General features: G+C 69.2%; 11 protein-coding genes, 2 pseudogenes and 1 riboswitch. Of the genes and pseudogenes, 7 read left to right on the forward strand and 6 right to left on the reverse strand.

Annotated elements, in window-relative coordinates:
* The first annotated feature begins 66 nt into the window (after window positions 1-66).
* The 4 genes from uvrA to VES41_RS07825 all read left to right on the forward strand — a co-directional run bounded on the left by uvrA (window position 67) and on the right by VES41_RS07825 (window position 9,580).
* Entirely contained in the window at window positions 67-5,838 is a 5,772-nt protein-coding gene (gene uvrA, locus VES41_RS07810) for an excinuclease ABC subunit UvrA (protein WP_324815184.1), read from the forward strand.
* 35 nt (window positions 5,839-5,873) lie between these two features.
* Window positions 5,874-6,923, forward strand: a complete 1,050-nt coding sequence (locus tag VES41_RS07815) for a histone deacetylase family protein (protein WP_324815188.1) — start codon at window positions 5,874-5,876, stop codon at window positions 6,921-6,923.
* A 151-nt stretch (window positions 6,924-7,074) separates the two neighbouring features.
* The gene (locus VES41_RS07820; RefSeq protein WP_324815190.1) at window positions 7,075-8,046 is read left to right on the forward strand and encodes a tripartite tricarboxylate transporter substrate binding protein; all 972 of its coding nucleotides are present in this window, start codon (window positions 7,075-7,077) and stop codon (window positions 8,044-8,046) included.
* Window positions 8,047-8,095: 49 nt separating this feature from the next.
* Entirely contained in the window at window positions 8,096-9,580 is a 1,485-nt protein-coding gene (locus tag VES41_RS07825; protein WP_324815193.1) for a sodium:alanine symporter family protein, read from the forward strand.
* Window positions 9,581-9,984: 404 nt separating this feature from the next.
* On the opposite strand, the pseudogene VES41_RS07830 reads toward VES41_RS07825, so the two are convergent.
* From VES41_RS07830 to VES41_RS07855, 6 genes and pseudogenes are all read right to left on the reverse strand, one after another.
* Window positions 9,985-10,980: pseudogene (locus VES41_RS07830) on the reverse strand (alpha/beta fold hydrolase); the annotation flags it as partial.
* 35 nt (window positions 10,981-11,015) lie between these two features.
* Window positions 11,016-11,831 carry an HAD-IIB family hydrolase gene (locus tag VES41_RS07835; protein ID WP_324815752.1) on the reverse strand — a complete coding sequence of 272 codons (816 nt, stop codon included), beginning with the start codon at window positions 11,829-11,831 and terminating at the stop codon, window positions 11,016-11,018.
* A 101-nt stretch (window positions 11,832-11,932) separates the two neighbouring features.
* Complete coding sequence (locus tag VES41_RS07840) at window positions 11,933-12,331, reverse strand: GtrA family protein (RefSeq protein WP_324815196.1); 399 nt, start codon at window positions 12,329-12,331, stop codon at window positions 11,933-11,935.
* Window positions 12,328-13,293: a glycosyltransferase family 2 protein gene (locus VES41_RS07845; protein WP_324815754.1), complete on the reverse strand. Its 966-nt coding sequence runs from the start codon at window positions 13,291-13,293 to the stop codon at window positions 12,328-12,330. Before VES41_RS07845 ends, VES41_RS07840 begins: the two co-directional genes overlap by 4 nt.
* 3 nt (window positions 13,294-13,296) lie before the next feature.
* On the reverse strand, window positions 13,297-15,030 hold the full coding sequence (locus VES41_RS07850) for a hypothetical protein (protein ID WP_324815199.1): 1,734 nt from the start codon (window positions 15,028-15,030) through the stop codon (window positions 13,297-13,299).
* A 34-nt stretch (window positions 15,031-15,064) separates the two neighbouring features.
* Window positions 15,065-16,699: a peptide chain release factor 3 gene (locus VES41_RS07855; protein WP_324815201.1), complete on the reverse strand. Its 1,635-nt coding sequence runs from the start codon at window positions 16,697-16,699 to the stop codon at window positions 15,065-15,067.
* A 258-nt stretch (window positions 16,700-16,957) separates the two neighbouring features.
* On the opposite strand from VES41_RS07855, the gene VES41_RS07860 reads away from it, so the two are divergent.
* The 3 genes and pseudogenes from VES41_RS07860 to ahcY all read left to right on the forward strand — a co-directional run bounded on the left by VES41_RS07860 (window position 16,958) and on the right by ahcY (window position 19,690).
* The gene (locus tag VES41_RS07860) at window positions 16,958-17,701 is read left to right on the forward strand and encodes a type IV toxin-antitoxin system AbiEi family antitoxin domain-containing protein (RefSeq protein ID WP_324815204.1); all 744 of its coding nucleotides are present in this window, start codon (window positions 16,958-16,960) and stop codon (window positions 17,699-17,701) included.
* Window positions 17,698-17,902, forward strand: a pseudogene (locus VES41_RS07865) (nucleotidyl transferase AbiEii/AbiGii toxin family protein); the annotation flags it as partial. The gene VES41_RS07860 and the pseudogene VES41_RS07865, both read left to right, overlap by 4 nt.
* 203 nt (window positions 17,903-18,105) lie before the next feature.
* Window positions 18,106-18,182, forward strand: a riboswitch (S-adenosyl-L-homocysteine riboswitch).
* Window positions 18,183-18,256: 74 nt separating this feature from the next.
* Window positions 18,257-19,690, forward strand: a complete 1,434-nt coding sequence (gene ahcY / locus VES41_RS07870; RefSeq protein ID WP_324815207.1) for an adenosylhomocysteinase — start codon at window positions 18,257-18,259, stop codon at window positions 19,688-19,690.
* Window positions 19,691-19,717 lie beyond the last annotated feature (27 nt).

Below are 19,717 nucleotides of genomic sequence, written 5' to 3' on the forward strand. Positions count from 1 at the left end.
GATCGATTGCGCAACCGGGGCGCCGGCGCCGTCCCTAGAATGCTTGCCCCACCCCACAAGGCACCCATGACACAGGGCTCCATCCGGATTCGCGGTGCACGCCAGCACAACCTTCGCAACCTCGACCTGGACATCCACACGGGTGAACTGACGGTCGTCACCGGCCCGAGCGGCTCGGGCAAGTCGAGCCTGGTGTTCGACACGCTCTTTGCCGAGGGGCAGCGGCGCTATGTCGAGACCTTCTCGGCCTATGCGCGCCAGTTCCTGGACCGCATGGACAAGCCGGCGGTGGACAAGGTCGAGGGGGTGCCACCGGCCATCGCCATCGACCAGACCAACCCGGTGCGGTCGTCGCGCTCCACGGTCGGCACGATGACCGAGCTGAACGACCACCTCAAGCTCTTGTTCGCGCGCGCCGGCCAACTGTTCGACCGCGAGACGGCGTTGCAGGTACGCCACGATTCGCCGGACAGCATCTTTGACGCGCTGCGCGCGCGGGCCAGCAGTGCAGATGACCCACGGTTGGCGCTCACTTTCCCGGTCGAGCTGCCATCAGGCACCAGCGCCGACGAGGTCCAGCAGTGGCTGTCGGCCAGCGGCTTCACGCGGGTGCAGGCCGAGCGCGAGGTGGCTACGCCTTCCGGCCCGCGCAAGGTCCTGGATGTGGTGGCGGACCGCTTCCGCATGGGCAGCGTCGATCGGGCGCGCGCGGTCGAGGCGATCGAGGTGGCGCTCAAGCGCGGCAGCGGGCGCCTGACGGTGTATGTGCTGCCGGCCGAGGGAGGCGCGGCCGGGCAGATGTGGAAGTTCTCCACCGGCCTGCACTGCCCGGAAAGCGACATCCGCTACGCCGAGCCGCTGCCGTCGATGTTCTCGTTCAACTCGGCGGTTGGCGCCTGCGAGACCTGCCGCGGCTTCGGCCGGGTGATCGGCGTCGACATGGGCCTGGTCATCCCGAACGACAAGCTCACGCTGCGCGCCGGCGCCATCCGCCCGATCCAGACGCCGGCCTGGAAGGAATGCCAGGACGACCTGATGCGCCACGCCGAGTCCGCCGGCATTCCGCGCGACACGCCGTGGTTCAAGCTCACCGCCGAGCAGAAGGAATGGGTGATCGAAGGCTCGCCGCACTGGAAGGGCAAGTGGAACCAGCAGTGGTACGGCGTGCGCCGCTTCTTCGGCTACCTGGAGAGCAAGGCCTACAAGATGCACATCCGCGTGCTCTTGTCCAAGTACCGCAGCTACACGCCGTGCCCGGCCTGCGGCGGCGCGCGGCTCAAGCTCGACAGCCTGCTGTGGCGCATCGGCAGCAAGCAGGACGCCGACGCGGTGCTGCCGCCCGAACAGCGTTTCCTGCCGGTGGGCGCCAAGTGGTCGCGCGAGCAGTTGGAGGCGCTGCCGGGCCTGAACCTGCACGACCTGATGCTGCTGCCGATCGAGCGGCTGCGCCGCTTCTTCGACCGGCAGCATGCGCCAGGTGGCAGCGCGGGCGGCGGCGAAGCACAGGCGCTCAAGCTGCTGCACGAGGAGATCACCACCCGGCTGCGCTACCTGCACGACGTCGGCATCGGCTACCTGACGCTGGATCGGCAGAGCCGCACGCTCAGCGGCGGCGAGGTGCAGCGCATCAACCTCACCACCGCGCTCGGCACCTCGCTCGTCAACACCCTGTTCGTGCTGGACGAGCCCAGCATCGGGCTGCATCCGCGCGACATGAACCGGATCACGCAGGCCATGCTGCGCCTGCGCGACGCCGGCAACACGCTGGTGGTGGTGGAGCACGACCCGGCCGTCATGCTGGCGGCCGACCGCATCATCGACATGGGCCCGGGGCCGGGCGCGCGCGGCGGGCAGATCGTGTTCGACGGCGACACGCAGTCGCTGCGCAGCGCCGACACGCTCACCGGGGCCTACCTGGGCGGGCGCAAGACCATCGGCATGGGCTTCAAGCGGCCGGTCGGCGACGCCACGCCGCGCCTGATCCTCGAAGGCGCGCGCGAGCACAACCTCAAGGACATCACGGTGGAGATTCCGCTGCAGCGGCTGGTGTGCGTCACCGGCGTCAGCGGCTCGGGCAAGTCCACGCTCATCCAGGACGTGCTGTCGCCGGCGCTGATGCGCCACTTCGGCCAGTCCACCGAAGCGCCCGGCGCGCACGACCGCCTGCTCGGCGCGGACCACCTCAGCGGCGTGGTGTTCGTCGACCAGTCGCCGATCGGCAAGACGGCGCGGTCCAACCCGGCCAGCTACGTCGGCGCGTGGGACGCCATCCGCGAGATCTTCGCCACCGCGCCGCTGTCGAAGCAGCGTGGCTACACCGCCGCCAAGTTCAGCTTCAACAGCGGCGACGGGCGCTGCCCCAACTGCGGCGGCTCGGGCTTCGAGCACGTCGAGATGCAGTTCCTGTCGGATGTGTACCTGCGGTGCCCGGACTGCGACGGCAAGCGCTACCGGCCCGAGATCCTGGAGGTGACGGTGGAGCGGGGCGGGCGCACGCTCAACGTGTCCGACGTGCTGGAGCTGACAGTGGCCGAGGCGCTGGCCGCCTTTACGTCCGACCGCGAGGTGCAGCGCGTGCTGCAGCCGATCGTCGACGTCGGCCTGGACTACGTGAAGCTGGGCCAGCCGGTGCCGACGCTCAGCGGCGGCGAGGCACAGCGCCTCAAGCTCGCCGGCTTCCTGGCCGAATCCGGCAAGAGCGCCAGCGCCAGCCGCCAGCCGGTGGCGCGCAAGGGCCAGCTGTTCCTGTTCGACGAGCCGACCACCGGCCTGCACTTCGACGACATCGCGCGGCTGATGCGCGCGCTGCGCAAGCTGCTCGACGCCGGCCATTCGCTGGTGGTGATCGAGCACAACCTGGACGTGATCCGCGCCAGCGACTGGCTGATCGACCTCGGGCCCGAGGGCGGCGACGGCGGCGGCCGCATCGTGGCCGAGGGCACGCCCGAGCATGTGCGCGAGCACCGCGATTCGCTCACCGGCGCGGCGTTGGCAGACTACGAATCGACCATCGGCCCGGGCGCCTACAAGGCGGCCGAGAAGACCCTGCGCCAGTACGCCGCGCACGCGGTGGCGGCGCCGGGCGCCGACGCCATCGAGATCGTGCATGCGCGCGAGCACAACCTGAAGAACCTGTCGGTCAACATCCCGCGCGGCAAGTTCAGCGTGGTGACCGGCGTCAGCGGCTCGGGCAAGTCGACGCTGGCCTTCGACATCCTGTTCAACGAGGGGCAGCGGCGCTACCTCGAATCGCTCAACGCCTACGCGCGCTCCATCGTGCAGCCGGCCGGACGGCCGGAGGTGGACGCGGTCTACGGCATTCCGCCGACGGTGGCGATCGAGCAACGCCTGTCGCGCGGCGGGCGCAAGAGCACGGTCGGCACCACCACCGAGATCTGGCATTTCCTGCGCCTCCTGTACGTCAAGCTCGGCCTGCAGCATTGCGTGCTCGACGGCACGCCGGTGCAGCCGCAGACGCCGGACAGCATCGCGGCGCAGCTGATGCGCAACTTCCGCGGCCAGCACGTCGGCCTGCTGGCGCCCCTGGTCAGCAACCGCAAGGGCGTCTATACCGAGCTGGCAGACTGGGCGCGGCCGCGCGGCTACACGCACCTGCGGGTGGACGGCGCCTTTCTTCCGACGGCCGGTTTCCCGCGGCTGGACCGCTTCAAGGAGCACAGCATCGAGCTGCCGGTGGCCAGCCTCGACGTGCTGCCGGCCAACGAGGCCAGGCTGCGCGAGGCGCTGACCACGGCGCTGGAGCATGGCAAGGGCGTGGTCCACGTGCTGAGCGAGCTGGAGGGGCTGCGCGGCGCGATGATGGCCGGCGCGCCCACCACCGGCATCGGGCGCGTGCAGGTCTATTCCACGCTGCGCGCCTGTCCGGTGTGCAGCACCAGCTACGCCGAACTCGATCCGCGCCTGTTCAGCTACAACAGCAAGCACGGCTGGTGCCCCGACTGCGTGGGCACCGGCGTCAAGCTCACGCGCGAGCAGCGCAAGGTATACGACGATTCGCTGCCGGCCGACGACAAGCGCGGCCGCGAGCAGACCTTTGCCGAGCCCGAGGTCGACGACGTGGGCGACACCGTCTGCCCGACATGTGAAGGCACGCGCCTGAACGCCACCGCGCGCGCCGTGCAGCTGGGCGAGGCGGTCGACGGCACCGGCGGCATCGCCATCACCGAGATCGCGCGCATGAGCGTGGCCGAGATCCGCGCCTGGTTCGACAGCCTGCAGCTGGTCGGGCGCGAGGCGGAGATCGCGCGCGACCTGGTGCCCGAGATCAGGAGCCGCCTCGAGTTCCTGGAAGAGGTTGGCCTGGGCTACCTCACGCTCGATCGCGGCGCCCCCACCTTGTCCGGCGGCGAGGCGCAGCGCATCCGCCTGGCGGCGCAGCTGGGCAGCAACCTGCAGGGCGTGTGCTACGTGCTGGACGAGCCGACCATCGGCCTGCATGCGCGCGACAACCGCATCCTGCTGGGCGCCCTGCACAAGCTCGGCGACAAGGGCAACACGCTGGTGGTGGTCGAGCATGACGAGGACACCATCCGCCGCGCCGACCACGTGATCGACATCGGCCCAGGCGCCGGCAAGCGCGGCGGCCGCGTGGTGGCCGAGGGCAAGCTGGCCGACATCCAGGCCGCGGACGATTCGCTCACTGGCCGCTACCTGCGCGACGCCATGCGCCACCCGCTGCATGCGCGGCGCGAGGTGCCGGCGCCGGAAGGGCCGGGCGTGCCGGCCGAGGGCAGCTGGCTCACGGTGCGCGGCGCCAACCTGCACAACCTGAAGTCGGTCGACGTGGCGGTGCCGCTGCACCGGCTGGTGGCAGTGACCGGCGTCAGCGGCTCCGGCAAGTCGACGCTGGCGCGCGACGTGCTGCTGGCCAACGTGGCGGCGATCGTGCAGCAGCGCACCACCAAGGCCGGGCGCGACCAGGACGCCGCCGGCAAGCGGCCGGCCTGGTCCGGCTGCAAGGCGGTCGAGGGCTACGAGGTCATCGACCGCGTGCTGGAGGTCGACCAGACGCCCATCGGTAAGACGCCGCGCAGTTGCCCGGCGACGTACATCGGCTTCTGGGACACCATCCGGCGCCTGTTCGCCGACACGCTCGAGGCCAAGGCGCGCGGCTACGGCCCGGGCCGCTTCTCGTTCAACACGGGCGAGGGCCGCTGCCCCGGCTGCGACGGGGCGGGCGTGCGCACCATCGAGATGAACTTCCTGCCGGACGTGAAGGTGCCGTGCGAAACCTGCCACGGCGCGCGCTTCAACCCCGAGACGCTGGCCGTGAGCTGGCGCGGCAAGAGCATCGGCGACGTGCTGCAGATGGAGGTGGACGAGGCGGTGGCGTTCTTCGCCAGCATGCCCAACATCAGCCATCCGCTCAAGCTGCTGCAGGACGTCGGGCTGGGCTACCTGACACTGGGCCAGCCTTCGCCCACGCTGTCGGGCGGCGAGGCGCAGCGCATCAAGCTGGTGACCGAGCTGAGCAAGGTGCGCGACGACGTCACCCGCCGCGGCAACAAGGCGCCGCACACGCTGTACGTGCTGGACGAGCCGACGGTCGGCCTGCACATGGCCGACGTCGAGAAGCTCATCCACGTGCTGCACCGGCTGGTGGCCGGCGGCCACAGCGTACTGGTGATCGAGCACGACCTGGACCTGATCGCCGAGGCCGACTGGATCGTCGACCTGGGCCCCGAAGGCGGCGACGGCGGCGGCCGCGTGGTGGCCTCGGCGACGCCGGAGGACGTCGTGCGCCTGGGCACGCATACCGGCGTGGCGCTGGCGCCGGTGCTGGCGCGCAGCCTGAGCAGGGAGCCGATGACGTCCTGACGGCGCACCCGCTGCGCGGCCACTACAGTGTGGCCATGCAGATCATTTGCAACGAGCAGCACGCACTGCACCGCGGCCGCATGGAAATGTTCCGCGGCGAGCTGGTCCCCAGCTTTGAAAAGCCCGAGCGCGTCGAGCTCGTGCTGGCCGAGCTGAGGCGGCGCGGCTGCCACGCGCTGGCCGGCCCGGACGCCGGTTTCGACCAGGCGCTGCTGCGCGCGATCCATGCGCCGCACTACCTCGAGTTCCTGGCCGGCGCCTGGGACGCCTGGGTGGCGCTCGATCCTGCCAACGCGACGCGCGACGTGCTGCCCTCGTACTGGCCCGCGCCCGGCATGCGGCGCGACGTGATGCCGCTCAGCTTCCCCGCGCGCGTGGGGCTGTACGCCTTCGATGCCGGCTCGCCGCTGATGGCCGGCACCTGGGAAGCGGCGCGACACGGCGCCGCCTGCGCATGGACGGCCGCCCGGCGCGTGGCTGCCGGCGAGCGCACCGCCTTCGCGCTGACGCGCCCGCCGGGGCACCATGCCGGCGCCGACTTCTACGGCGGCTACTGCTTCCTCAACAACGCGGCCCTGGCCGCGCAGACGCTGCGCGATGCGGGTGCGGCCCGCGTGGCGGTGCTCGACGTGGACTACCACCACGGCAACGGTACGCAGGCCATCTTCTACGCGCGCTCCGACGTGCACGTGGCCAGCCTGCATGGCAACCCGCTGACCGACTATCCCTACTACCTCGGCCATGCCGACGAGCGCGGCGAAGGGGCCGGGCTGGGCTTCAACCACAACCTGCCGCTGGCGCGCGGTACCGCCTTCGAGGCCTGGCGCGCGGCATTGCGCGAGGCGCTGGCCGGCATCGCCGCCGCGAGGGCCGAAGCGCTGGTGGTTTCGCTGGGCGTCGACACCTTCGAGGCGGACCCGGTGGCCGGCTTCTCGCTCGTGGCCGAGGATTTCCTGCGCGCCGGCGAGGAGATCGCCGCTGCCGGCCTGCCGACCGTGTTCGTGTTCGAAGGCGGCTACGCGGTGGCGCAGCTGGGCGTGAACGTCGCCAACGTGCTCGACGGGTTCGCGCAGATCGCCGCCTGAGGCGCCGTCGGGCGCCGGGCGCAGCCGCCACGACCCCCTGGCGCCTGGGCGACAGGCTGCGGGCTCGTCCTGATTGCCGTCGCCGGCCAATGCGGCTCCAATGGCCGGCACCTTTCAGTTGCCTTTCAACGCATCCAACGGAGACGACCCGATGTTTCGCCGCACCCTCACAAGCGCCGTGGCCACGGCCCTCCTGGCCGCCGTGCTGCCTGCCGCCGCACTGGCCCAGGCCAGCTTTCCCGAAAAGCCGATCAAGCTGGTGATCGCCTTCCCGGCCGGCGGGCCGACCGACGTCACCATGCGCCAGCTTGCCGACAACGCCGGCAAGATCCTCGGCCAGCCGGTCGTGGTCGAGAACAAACCCGGCGCCGGCGGCACGCTGCCGGCGCAGGCGCTGCAGATCGCGCAGCCCGACGGCTATACCGTCGCGCAGATCCCGCTGGGCGTGTTCCGCATCGGCTACACGACCAAGATCAACTGGGACCCGATCCAGGACATCAGCTACATCATCAACGTGACCGGCTACGCCTTCGGCATGGTGGTGCCGGCGGACAGCCCGCTGAAGAACTGGAGCGACTTCATGGCCTATGCCAAGGCCAACCCGGGCAAGCTCAGCTACGGCTCCACCGGCAACCTCACCAGCCCGCACCTGACCACCGAGCTGCTGGCGCAGCAGGCCGGCATCCAGCTGCAGCACGTGCCCTACAAGGGCAATGCCGACCTGATGCAGGCACTGCTGGGCGGCCACCTGATGGCGGCATCGGACAGCACCGGCTGGGCGCCGCACGTGCAGTCGGGCAAGCTGCGCGTGATCAACACCTGGGGCGACAAGCGCCTGGACAAGTTCCCCGACGCGCCCACGCTCAAGGAACTGGGCTACGACATCGTGCAGAACTCGCCATTCGGCATCGGGGCGCCCAAGGGCACGCCGCCGGCGGTGGTCAGGAAACTGCACGACGCGTTCAAGAAGGCCATGGAGGAACCGAGCTACGTCGCCGCGCTCGACCGCTACGACATGGTGCCGATCTACATGAGCTCGACCGACTACACCGCGTTTGCGAAAAAGACGGTCGAGCGCGAGAAGGCTCTGATCGACAAGCTGGGGCTGGCCAAAGGCAACTAGCGCGCGGCAGAATCCGGCCACAACCAACAACCAGGGAAGGTGGTGCCGTATGGAAGCCTTGATCCGCGTGATCGTCGATCCGCTGAACACTCTGCTGTGGAGCCACGTGCTCATCTACGTGCTGATCGGCATCGGCCTGATCCTCACGCTCGCCACCGGGTTCGTGCAGTTCGTCGGTTTTCGCTACAGCTTTCGTTCGTTCCGCCGCATCGATGACGCCGGCATCTCGCCGATGCAGGCGTTCGCCACCGGCCTGGCCAGCCGCGTGGGCACCGGCAACATCGCCGGCGTGGCGACGGCCATCGCGCTCGGCGGGCCGGGCGCGGTGTTCTGGATGTGGGTCACGGCCCTGGTCGGCATGGCATCCGCCTTCACCGAATCGACGCTGGCCCAGATCTACAAGGAACGGCATCCGGACGGCACGTTCCGCGGCGGGCCGGCCTATTACATCCAGCGCGGGCTGGGCTCGCGCGGCTGGGGCATCGCCTTCGCGCTGTCGCTGATCCTCACCTTCGGCCTGGTGTTCAACGCGGTCCAGGCCAACGCGATCAGCGACACGCTGCACGTGGCCTACGGCTGGGACAAGATGGCCATCGGCGCGGTGCTGGTGGTGCTGTCCGGCGGCGTCATCTTCGGTGGCCTGCGCCGGATCGGCACCGTGGCCGAGTGGATGGTGCCGCTGATGGCGCTCGCCTACCTGTGCGTGGCGGTGTACGCCATCGTCGCCCACGTCGAGCAGGTGCCGCGCCTGTTCGCGCTGATCTTGCGCAGCGCCTTCGGCCTGGAGCCGGCAGTGGGCGGCGTGATCGGCTACAGCGTGATGCAGGCGCTGCAACTGGGCGTCAAGCGCGGGTTGTTCTCCAACGAGGCCGGCATGGGCAGCGCGCCCAACGCGGCCGCCACCGCGACGACGCCGCATCCGGTGTCGCAGGGCCTGCTGCAGATGCTCGGCGTGTTCATCGACACCATCGTCATCTGCTCGTGCACTGCGTTCATCATCCTGCTCTCGGGCGTGCTGGTGCCGGGCACCGAGATGAAGGGCGCGGCCCTGACGCAGGCGGCAGTCACCGCGCACATCGGCCGGGCGGGCACGACATTCATGTCGTTCGCGGTGTTCTTCTTCGCCTTCAGCTCGATCATCGGGAACTACGCGTACGCCGAGGGCAACGTCGAGTTCATCCGCCGCAACCGGACGCTGGTCCACGTCTTCCGCGTGCTGGTGCTCGTCATGGTGATGTTCGGCAGCGTGGCCAGCGTGCCGCTGGTGTGGGACATGGCGGACGTCAGCATGGGCTTCATGGCGTTGATCAACCTCGGCGCCATCTTCCTGCTGCGCCGCCACGCGGTGGCCGCCTGGCGCGACTTCCACGGGCAGATGAAACGCGGCGTGAACCAACCCACCTTCGACTGCGCGGTGCTGCCCGACGGCGGCGCCCGGCTGCCGTCGGATGTCTGGCCCGGTGGGGGCCGCGCCAACCCGGGCGACCTGCCGCCACCGAAGCCGCGGCGCGCGGCGGCCCGTGACGCGGTTTGAGGCGGCGCCCGGCTCAGTAGTAGGGTACGCGCCGTCCGGGCTGTTCGGCCCGGGCGCAACGGGCCAGCCACCAGCGCTGCACGCCGCTGCGAAGGTCTCCAGGCTGACGCCGCATCGGCTTGTCCGCAGCCTTGTCGGGCAACGTATGCGGGCGGCGGGTGGCTGGCGCAAAGAGGATGCTGGTCATGGCGCTTCTCCGAGGGCCCGAGGGGCCGATGCGCCATTGCACCGCGCGAGGCTGCTTGCCGCACGAGGCAGAAGTCCCGGATCGCGTGGCGCGCGAGTGCAGGCGGCGGGGCGCGTGTCCCGCGCCGGCTCAGGCGGCCCGGCCGAAGCCGGCTTCGCGCGCGCACGATGGCCTGCGCGCGGGTGCCGACTTCCAGCTTGTCGAACACGGCCGACACCTTGTTGCGCACGGTCTTCTCGCTGAGCGCCAGGTGGGCGGCGATCTGCGAGTTGTCCAGTCCGCGCGCGAGCCATTCGAGCAGTTCTCGCTCGCGCGGCGTCAGGGTGGCGAACACGCGCGCGTCGTCCTGCGCCGGGTTGGGGTCATGCGCCGCCAGGAAGTCACGGATCTCGCCGAAGCAATGGCCGAAGGCCGGTTCATGGCCCAGCAGCACGTGATTGGCGCTTTCGAGCGGCACGAAGCGGGCACCCGGAATCAACCCGGCCAGGTGCCGGCCTTCGTCGAAGGGCACGCGGGCGTCGCCGCGCGCATGCAGCACGATCGTCGGGCAGCGCACCTGCGTGGCCAGCTCGCACACGTCGATCTGGGCAAAGGCGGCCATGGTGCGGGCCGCGTGCGCCGGGCTCGCCGACAGCCGCTCCAGCTCATTGAACCAGGCGACCTGTTCGGGCCGGCCACCGGGCAGGTACAGCGAGGTGAAGGCCTGCCGGAAGGCCGGGTTGTCGCGCCCCCAGCCGAGTTCGACCATCTCCAGGAGCAGGGCGGCCTCGCGCCGCTGCTCGGGCGTGGGGTTGCGGCGCATCGCTCCGCGCGCGTAGCCACCCAGCAGCACCAGCGCCGTCACCCGCTGCGGATGCCGCACCGCATAGGCCACCGAGACGGCGGCGCCTTGCGAGCAACCCAGCAGCGCAAAGCGATCGAGGCCGGCGGCGCTGACCACGGCTTCGAGGTCGGACACCCAGGCGTCGAGCGTCAGCGGCGCCTCGGTGCGGTCTGACAGGCCGCAGCCGCGGGCGTCGTAGCGCAGCAGGCGGCGGTCGCGCCGCAGGTCGTCGATCCAGGGCGCCCAGACGGGGCTGTCGAGGTCGAATTCGAGGTGCGTCAGGAAGTGCGCGGTTCGCACCAGCGGGCGGCCTTGCCCGAGGCTGGCGTAGGCCAGGCGAAGGCCGTCCTGCGTGGTGCAGAAGCGGATCTCCTGGGCGGGACGGGCCATGGCAGCGCAATGATAGGCGCGCCGCCCGTGACTCGCTATTCCGCCGGGCGCGCCGCGAGAATGGCCTGGGCGACCTCGACGAAGCCGGCGCCGCGCTCGCTCGCGGTCACGTAGCGCGGCAGCTGGCTCAGGTGCGGCACGAAGCGTTCGATGTTGGCCACGCCGATGCTGTGCGCAAAGGCCTGGAACATCAGCGCGTCGTTGGTGGAATCGCCCACGTAGGCCCAGCGGTCCATCTCGGCGTCGAGATCGCGCTGCCACAGCTGGTGCACGATCCAGCGCGCGCCTTCGAGCTTGTTGTGCTCGCCGAACCACCCGTTGACGTGGATGCTGCTGACCGTGGCGTGCATCCCGGCCTGGCGCATCGCCAGCACCACCTTGTCGATCTGCGCGTCCGACAGCCGGGTGAACTCGCTGTGGTCGACGGCGATGTCGCATTCGCGGCCGGCCGAGTCCTGGGCGCGGCGGGCACCGGCGATGTCGCGTTCGATATCGGACAGCACTTCCTGCATGCGCGCGTGGTTGCGCGCCCGCGTGGCCGCGTCCTGCTGGTACAGGCGGCGCAGCGGCCGCAGGCCCTGCGCGTCCGGCGGATCGCCGGCCACCAGCGCCATGGCACCGTTCTCCGGCACGATCGCGTCGATCGGCCAGCGCGCGGCGAACGGCTCGCTCCAGCCCACCGGGCGGCCGGTGATGGCCACCACGTGCAGGCCCGCCGCCTTGAGCGCGCCGAGCGCCTCGACCACCGGCGCAGGCACCTCGCCATCGGTGCTGAGGGTGTCGTCGATGTCGGTGAACACGCCCACGAGGGCGCGTCGGTCCGGCGCCGGCCAGTCGGCCAGCGGCGCCATGGCGCGGGCCGGGTCGCCGGGCCTCACCGGCGGACCTCCGCGGCGGGCGCGTACCCGGCGCATGGGCGGAAGGGAGGGGCAGGAGGAGGAAGCGCAATCATTCAGGAACCCTTGCGCGGCCGAAAGACGAAGTATCGCGCCGCGGTGAAGTTGACGGTCATGCCCGCCAGGCTGCCCAGCGCGACGCCCACGGCGGGTGCCGCCGCGATGTCGAGCCAGTGCAGCGTCAGCACGTAGGTGAGGTAATTCACCGCGGCGCCGCCGAGCATCGAGACGAGGTAATGCAGGTATTCGCGCCAGACCGGCGCGTGGCCCGTCGGCTCGAAGGTGAACGTCCGATTGAGCAGCCACGTGCAGGTGGCCGCGGCGATGAACGAGAGGACGCGGCCGGCATACCAGCCGCACAACGGCGCCAGCAGGTAGAGCACGGCCACGTCGACCAGCAGCCCCGCCACGCCGACCAGCGCGAAGCGGATCAGCTGGCGCGCCGTGTCCTTCAAAGCCGTGCCTCGGGCGGCAGCGCGGGAATCGACAGGTAGAGCAGCCGCTTGGCTTCCTTGCGCCCGAGCGTGACGGTGTGCAGCACCGCGCCGCAGACCAGCGACAGCATGGCTGCGAGCATGACGCCGACCGCCAGGATGGCGGTGGGCAGGCGCGGCACCAGGCCGGTTTCGAGGTAGTCGACCACGACCGGCGCGGCCATGCCCAGCGATGCCAGCGCGAGGATGGCCGCAAGGAGAAGGAACGACTGCAGGGGCCGCTCGCTCAGCAGCAGGCGAGCGATGGTCATCAGGATGCGCCAGCCGTCCCGATAGGTCGACAGCTTGCTGGCGGTGCCTTCCGGGCGCTCGAGGTAGTGCGCCGGTTCTTCCGCGTACTCCATGCGCTGCTCGAGGGCATGCACCGTCAGTTCCGTCTCGATCTCGAAGCCGCTGGCCAGCGCCGGGAAGGACTTGACGTAGCGGCGCGAGAAGACGCGGTAGCCCGAGAGCATGTCGGTGAACGCGCCACCGAAGACGCTGCGCACGGCGGACGTGAGCATCAGGTTGCCGAAGCGGTGGCCGCGCCGGTAGGTTGCCGCGTCGGCATGCTTGTCGATGCGGGCGCCGACCACCATGTCGAGACGTTCGCGGATCAGGCGCTCGATCATCTGTCCGGCCTCGCACACGTCGTAGGTGGCGTCGCCGTCGAGCATGACGTACACGTCGGCCTCGACGTCGGCGAACATGCGGCGCACCACGTTGCCCTTGCCGCGCAGCGACACGGTGCTCACCTGCGCGCCATGGGCGCGGGCGACGGCCGCGGTGTCGTCCGTGGACCGGTTGTCGAACACGTGGACGCTGGCGCCGGGCACGGCGTTGCGGCACGCCTCGATCACCTGCGGGATGGCCGCCGCCTCGTTGTAGCAGGGGATCACGAAGGCGACCCGGACGGGTAACGCGGCAGACGATTCGTTCATCATCATTCAGTGAAGTTGCAGGCGATACAGGCGGACCGTTCCATCCGTCCGGGCGAGGCTGAAATGGCGTTCGAAATCAGGTCGCGCGGCGATGTCCGGAAAGCGCGCAGTATCGATGAGGAGCGCATCGAAGTGCTGGTGGGCGAGCACTTCGCGCAACGCCGCGGGCTCGAGGTTCATGACGTCGCGGTAGCGCCACGGGCCGAACCAGTCGCCCCAGATCGGCTGGGGCGCGTAGTAGATGGCGCCTTCGAGCCCGAGTTGGTAGATGCGGCCGACCGGCTCGCGCTGCAGCTGGGCGAGCAGGCCGTAGCCGGGGATGCGGTGGCTCAGGACCGCGTCTCGCGCGGCGGGCGTCGGCGCGATGTCCCGGGCGCCGCGCCCGACGATGACCAAGGCCGGCACGAGCAGCGCGGCGGCAAGCGCCCTGGGCGCCCACCGGGCGGCGCGGGCGCGCCACGCGCCGGCCGGCCACGGAATCCACCTGGCAAGCTGCACCCATCCGGCGGCAGCCAGCAGGGCCAGCAGCGGATAGGCCGGCATCAGGTAGCGCGGGTAGCGCGAGGTCACGACCCAGACCAGCAGCACCCAGGCGCTGAACAGCGTGGCCGCGCGCACTGCCGGCTGGCGGCGATGGGCTGGCAGCAGCCAGGCCAGGGGCGCCGCCCAGAGCAGCCAGTGCGGCAGGCCGGCGTGGTAGCGCAGGTCTTCGAACTGGCCCTGGTAGTCGCCGAGGTTCCAGTCCGAGAAACCGAACAGCTTGCCGCCCACCGGGTTGAACGGATCGCCGGTCTGCAGCGCGTTGCGCGCATACCAGTAGATGCACGGAACCAGCAGGGCGAGCACTGCCACCAGCCAGGTGGCCGGCCGGCGGTCGAGCCAGACGATGGCGACCGCGAACAGGGGCAGGTAGGGCAGCACCTGGTACTTGGAGCCGGCAGCGACACCGATCGCGAAGGCGGCGAGGGCGAGCCAGGTCCGGCTCGACGTGCGGCGCCAGACGTCGAATGCGACGCACGCGGCCAGGACGAACAGCGTGACGCCCATGTCGATGTAGGCGCGCCCATAGTCGCTACGCGACAGCACGAGCCAGATGGTGGCCGCCACGCAGGCGGTCAGCGGGTCGAAGTGGCGCAGCCCCAGCCGCAGGACCATCCAGGCGACGAGCCAGCCGGCGCCGGCGTGCAGCAGGTGGGGCAGGATGTCGTTGCCGAACAGCAGCGCGCCGGCATACAGCAGGTCGAAGTTGTACGGAAACCAGGGGTAGCGCAGCCAGTCCGTGACCTGCAGCCGATGCGCCTGGGCCCACTGCTGCGCATGCGGCAGGTGATAGGCCAGCTCGTCCCACTCCATGGGCGGGCGCAGCGGCATCGGCAGCGTGCTCAGGAGCACCAGCGCCCCGATCAGCGCGGCGCAGCGCGCCGGGGCGGTCCACGGCTGCGGAGGCGCGTCTTCGCTGGCGCCCCCGGCCCCATGGCGTGCCTGCAGCGCCGCAAGCACGAGTCCGGCGCCGATGGCCGCCAGAACCGCAGGGCGGGTCAGCAGGCCGGCGATCGCCAGCCATTGCAGCACGCAGATGCCGGCGCCGAGGCCCAGGGCGATGGCCAATGGGTGCAGCAGGCTTGCGGCGTGCCGGGCCCCGGCCGCACGCAGCATCAGGCGGCCGGCGCCCCAGCAGGCGGCGAGCACGACCCCCAGCGCTGCATAGTTCACCAGCGCAAGGGACAGCTTGGAAAGCATCGTTGCGGGTTCTGAGTCTGCTTCGCAGGACGCGTCAGGACGCCTGCAGGCTCAGCCCCGCATGCTCGCGCAGGGGGTGGAAGTGGATCTTCGGAAAGCGCTCCTGCGCCAGCCGCACGTCGTACGGCGAGGTGCAGAGGTAGGCCAGCGTATCGGCCGCGTCCAGCGCCATGCGCTGCGGATAGGCATCGGTGAATGCGCGCAACTCGGCCGGCGTGTCGGCGGTGATCCAGCGCGCGCCCGTGTACTGGCAGCTTTCCAGGCGCACGTCGCAGTCGTATTCGGCCTTCAGGCGGTGCTGCACCACCTCGAACTGCAGCTGGCCCACGGCGCCCAGCAGCATCGGGCCGCCGATCTCGGGGCGGAACACCTGGATCGCGCCTTCCTCGCCCAGCTGCGCCAGGCCCTGCTGCAGTTGCTTGGTGCGCAGCGGGTTCTTCAGCACCACGGTCATGAACAGCTCTGGCGCGAAGAATGGCAGGCCGGTGAACTGCAGGCTGGCGCCGTCGGTGATGGTGTCGCCCAGCTGCACGCCGCCGTGCGTGGTGAAGCCGACGATGTCGCCGGCGAACGCCTCTTCCACCGCCTCGCGGCGCTGGCTCATGAAGGTCACGACACTGGTCGGGCGCAGTTCCTTGGCGGTGCGCTGCACCTTCAGCCGCATGCCCGGCGTGTACTTGCCCGAGGCCATGCGCACGAAGGCGATGCGGTCGCGGTGGTTCGCGTCCATGTTGGCCTGCACCTTGAACACGACGCCGGCGAAGTCCTTGTCCTCGGGGCGGATCTCCTTGACCACCGGCTGGCGGTTGACCAGCGTGGTGCTCACGCGTGGCTGCGGCGATGGCGCCAGGTCGACCAGTGCGTCCAGCACTTCCATCACGCCGAAGTTGTTGACCCCGGAGCCGAAGAACACCGGCGTCTGCTTGCCGGCCAGGAAGGCGGCATGGTCCCAGGCCGGCGAGGCGCCCTCGGCCAGCTCCATGCTCTCCAGCGCGGCGTCGAACTCGCTGCCGAAGCGCTTCTGCAGCGCGTCCTGGTCGGTCAGCGGCATCGATTCGAAGTCCTGCGGCCGGCGCTCGCTGCCGGCGTCGAACACCGTCATGGCCTGGGTGCGCAGGTTGATGATGCCGCCGAAGCGCTTGCCCTGGCCGACCGGCCAGGTCATGGGCACGCAGGGCATGCCCAGTTCGCGCTCGATCTCGTCGAGCAGTTCGAGCGGCTCGCGCACCTCGCGGTCCATCTTGTTGACGAAGGTGATGATCGGCGTGTCGCGCTGGCGGCAGACTTCGATCAGGCGCCGCGTCTGCGCTTCCACGCCGTTGGCCGCGTCGATCACCATCAGGGCCGAGTCGACGGCCGTCAGCACCCGGTACGTGTCTTCCGAGAAGTCCTTGTGGCCGGGGGTGTCGAGCAGGTTGATGACGTGATCGCGATAGGCCATCTGCATGACCGACGACGCCACCGAGATGCCGCGCTGCTTCTCGATCTCCATCCAGTCCGAGGTGGCATGGCGCGAGGCCTTGCGCGCCTTGACCGAGCCGGCGATCTGGATCGCGCCGGAGAAGAGCAGCAGCTTTTCCGTCAGCGTGGTCTTGCCCGCGTCCGGGTGGGAGATGATGGCAAAAGTGCGTCTGCGCCGCGTCTCTGCTAGGAAGGAGCCGTTCTGCATTGGGAGAGTTTCTTGGATATGTACGCAGCTATGTACGCAGACCGGGTCGATGCTTCGAGGACCGTAGCGCGCTGGTGATGGGTGTATTTTCGCTTACGGGCTGGTGCTCCGGTGTCCCGGCCCTGTGCATCCGGCGACGGGGGACAAGGCCGCGGCGTTGAATGAATCTTATGCATTAGTTGGTCATCTCGACCGGTTACGGCGTATTTTTCAAATCTCTCGCTTGATGTCGAATGAAAAATATGAAATAGTTGATCTATGAAGTCAACTGTGGAGGCATTTTCATTCAAGAAACTTCTTGCGGTTCTCCCGCGCGGGGCTCCCTTGGACGTGGCTTTCCTCAAGGAGCATGGTCTCAGTGCCGACCACGCCTCACACCTCGCCAAGGCGGGCTGGCTCGAACATCTGGGGCGCGGCGTATACATGCTGCCCGGCGACACCCTCACGCGAGACGCATGCCTGGCCTACCTCATGCGCCGTCATGAAGGCCTGCATGTCGGCGGCAAGACCGCGCTTTCCTGGCGCGGCATACGGCATCACATGAGTTTCCGGGAAACCATCGCGTTGTGGGGCGAGCAACAGGTGCGTCTTCCTGCATGGTTGACGAGCCGCTTCGAATGCACATATCAGACGACACGCCTGTTCGACTCCGAACTGCCGAAGGGCTTCGCCCTCCAGTCTTTACCCGGCGGAAGTCCCGACGTTCTTGTCTCAACGCCCGAGCGTGCGCTGCTGGAACACTTGAGCGATGTTGGAAAGACGGAGTCGCTGCAGGATACGCGCGACCTCGTGGAGGGCGTGCGCAGCCTTCGCCTGCCGGTCCTTGAAACCCTGCTAGCCCATACAACGCGCATCAAGGTCGTGCGCCTGGCGCGCACCCTTGCCGAAGAGCTTGATCTGCCCTGGGCAGCGGTCGCGAAAACCTACAGCGATAAGAAGGGCGGCGCTGCGCGGTGGATCGCCGTGTCCAAAGACGGCGAGCGACTGGACCTCAAAGCATGAAGCAGGAATACATCGACACGGTCCGGCTGCTGATCGACATTGCCCCGACGATATTTCAAGTCGCCACGCTTGGCGATGAAGGGCGGCACGGCCCTGAACCTCTTTGTACAGGACATGCCGCGCCTCTCCGTCGATATCGACGTGGTTTCTACCGACTACGCCATGGCGCGCGACGAGGCACTGGCCGCCATCGAGTCCGATCCAAAGGAAGCGGCTCCTTGTCGCGCAGGATGCGCCAGGGGTGGGAGATGTTGGCGAAGGTCCGGCGGCGCCGGGCTTCTTGGGCGCAAGACAAGGTGGGTCGGCCCAGGCAGGTGGCGCGGATGCCGCGCTCCGGCCGGGCCGCGCATGCATGTAAGCGTAGGCAACTGGCGCGCCACGGCGGGTTGCGTAAAATCGCCACCTTGTCCGAGGAGCGTTGCAGCGCCATGACTGGCGTGAGGCTCGGACGCCTGAACAATCGCAACCACGCTCGCCCGCCTGTTTTGCGGTGAGCCCTTTCCTCTCGCCTGAACCGACGGTGTCTATCGACTGCAACCCGTTGAGGAGCCACACATGAGCGCCGTACTCAAGTCTTCTTCCGCCACCGACAGCGCCATTGCGGACCTTTCCCTGGCCGATTGGGGCCGCAAGGAAATCCGCATCGCCGAGACCGAGATGCCCGGCCTGATGGCCATCCGCAAGGAATTCGCGCAGAGCCAGCCGCTCAAGGGCGCGCGCATCACCGGCTCGCTGCACATGACCATCCAGACCGCGGTGCTCATCGAGACGCTGCAGGCGCTGGGCGCGCAGGTGCGCTGGGCCTCGTGCAACATCTTCTCCACGCAGGACCACGCAGCGGCCGCCATCGCCGCGGCCGGCACGCCGGTGTATGCCATCAAGGGCGAGTCGCTGGCCGACTACTGGGACTACACCCACCGCATCTTCGACTTCGCGCCCAAGGGCAGCGAGAACGAAGGCCCGAACATGATCCTGGACGACGGTGGCGATGCAACGCTGCTGATGCACCTGGGCCAGAAGGCGGAAAAGGACATCGGCGTGATCGCCAACGCGACCAGCGAGGAAGAGCGCGTGCTGTTCGCCGCGATCAAGGCCAAGCTGGCCGAGGACGCCACCTGGTACACCCGCAAGAGCGCGCAGATCATCGGCGTGACCGAAGAGACCACGACCGGCGTGCACCGCCTCAACGAGATGTCGGCCAAGGGCACGCTGCTGTTCCGCGCCATCAACGTGAACGACTCGGTCACCAAGAGCAAGTTCGACAACCTGTACGGCTGCCGCGAGTCGCTGGTGGACGGCATCAAGCGCGCCACCGACGTGATGATCGCCGGCAAGGTGGCGGTCGTGGCGGGCTACGGCGACGTCGGCAAGGGCTCGGCCCAGGCGCTGCGCGCGCTGTCGGCCCAGGTGTGGGTGACCGAGATCGATCCGATCAACGCCCTGCAGGCCTGCATGGAAGGCTACCGCGTGGTCACCATGGAATATGCGGCCGACAAGGCCGACATCTTCGTGACCACCACAGGCAACAAGGACGTCATCCGCCACGAGCACATGGCCGCCATGAAGGACCAGGCCATCGTGTGCAACATCGGGCACTTCGACAACGAGATCGAGGTCGCCTCGCTCGAGAAGTACCAGTGGGAAGAGATCAAGCCGCAGGTCGACCACGTCATCTTCCCGGACGGCAAGCGCATCATCCTGCTGGCCAAGGGCCGCCTGGTGAACCTGGGCTGCGCCACCGGCCACCCGAGCTACGTGATGAGCTCGTCGTTCGCCAACCAGACGATCGCGCAGATCGAGCTGTTCACCCGCCCCGACGCCTACGAGGCCGGCAAGGTGTACGTGCTGCCCAAGCTGCTCGACGAGAAGGTGGCGCGCCTGCAGCTGTCGAAGCTCGGCGCCCAGCTGTCGGTGCTGACCGACGAGCAGGCCGCCTACATCGGCGTCGACAAGAACGGTCCGTACAAGCCGGACACTTATCGGTACTGAGCCCGGCCCAGGGGCTGGTGCGCGCGC

Source organism: Variovorax sp. (genome assembly GCF_035634955.1).
In the GTDB taxonomy this organism is placed as follows: domain Bacteria; phylum Pseudomonadota; class Gammaproteobacteria; order Burkholderiales; family Burkholderiaceae_C; genus Variovorax.

Excerpts from the sequence above, each read along its gene's own strand:
- VES41_RS07845 (WP_324815754.1), bottom strand. The coding sequence starts at position 13,293 with ATGATGAACGAATCGTCTGCCGCGTTACCCGTCCGGGTCGCCTTCGTG.
- VES41_RS07815 (WP_324815188.1), top strand. The coding sequence starts at position 5,874 with ATGCAGATCATTTGCAACGAGCAGCACGCACTGCACCGCGGCCGCATG.
- uvrA (WP_324815184.1), top strand. The coding sequence starts at position 67 with ATGACACAGGGCTCCATCCGGATTCGCGGTGCACGCCAGCACAACCTT.
- ahcY (WP_324815207.1), top strand. The coding sequence starts at position 18,257 with ATGAGCGCCGTACTCAAGTCTTCTTCCGCCACCGACAGCGCCATTGCG.
- VES41_RS07825 (WP_324815193.1), top strand. The coding sequence starts at position 8,096 with ATGGAAGCCTTGATCCGCGTGATCGTCGATCCGCTGAACACTCTGCTG.
- VES41_RS07855 (WP_324815201.1), bottom strand. The coding sequence starts at position 16,699 with ATGCAGAACGGCTCCTTCCTAGCAGAGACGCGGCGCAGACGCACTTTT.
- VES41_RS07850 (WP_324815199.1), bottom strand. The coding sequence starts at position 15,030 with ATGCTTTCCAAGCTGTCCCTTGCGCTGGTGAACTATGCAGCGCTGGGG.
- VES41_RS07835 (WP_324815752.1), bottom strand. The coding sequence starts at position 11,831 with ATGGCGCCGCTGGCCGACTGGCCGGCGCCGGACCGACGCGCCCTCGTG.
- VES41_RS07860 (WP_324815204.1), top strand. The coding sequence starts at position 16,958 with ATGAAGTCAACTGTGGAGGCATTTTCATTCAAGAAACTTCTTGCGGTT.
- VES41_RS07820 (WP_324815190.1), top strand. The coding sequence starts at position 7,075 with ATGTTTCGCCGCACCCTCACAAGCGCCGTGGCCACGGCCCTCCTGGCC.